At 74.5% G+C, this 785-nt stretch carries 1 pseudogene; it reads left to right on the forward strand.

Annotated features, from left to right (window positions below):
* Positions 1-785, forward strand: a pseudogene (locus tag R6V09_RS54220) (hypothetical protein); the annotation flags it as partial.

Genomic DNA, 785 nt, shown 5'->3' on the forward strand with positions numbered 1-785 from the left:
GCCCACCGCGTGGGAGTTGTCCACGCGCAAGGACTTCTCCGTCTGGCCCGCCCGCGGCGACCTCACCGAGGACACTGCCCTGCTGCGCCGCGCCCTCGCCGTCTGGGCCCGCCCCGGCGAGTCCGTCCAGGTCTCGGCGACCCCCGGCACTCCCGCCGGCGGTCCGGCCGGACCGCCCCAACTCCTGTACGCGGGAACGGTCGACAACGCCCGCGTGGTGATCCTTTACGACGGTCTGCGCATCGCCCGCTACGCCGAGCCGAAGGACGGCACCAAGGGCGCCGCGCTGGACTTCGCCCGGGTCGACGGCGCGACCGGCACCGAGGCGAACGCGGTGGTGCTGGACCGGGCCGACGGCAACGTCCGTTATCTGACGGCCCCTTGGGTGAGGAAGGCGGCCGAGCGGGACCTGCTGAAGCCGAGCGCCGGTGCGCTGCCCATGACTCTCACCGACGGGATCACCTCGCCGCTGGCCAGCCCCGCCCAGCAGACCGGCGCGTGCACGTCGTGGAACGTGCTCCAGCTGACCGACGACACCGGCACCCGCCTGATGAGCGACCTCGGTGAACTGGTCCCGGCGCACCTCACCGCCGGGCGGCCCGGCTCGGCCCACGAGGTGTCCGGCGCGCAGACACAGCACGCCTGGGCGCCCTTCGCCTGCTCCCTCGGCGCGATGCGCTCGCTCGGCGTACGGTCCGTGAACGCCTGGCAGTACGCCACACAGCCGCTGCCCGACGCGAGCGGCGCGGCGGCGTGGGTGTGCACCCGGGCCGAGACCTGGCGGG

This window comes from Streptomyces sp. W16, assembly GCF_033194735.1.
GTDB lineage: Bacteria > Actinomycetota > Actinomycetes > Streptomycetales > Streptomycetaceae > Streptomyces.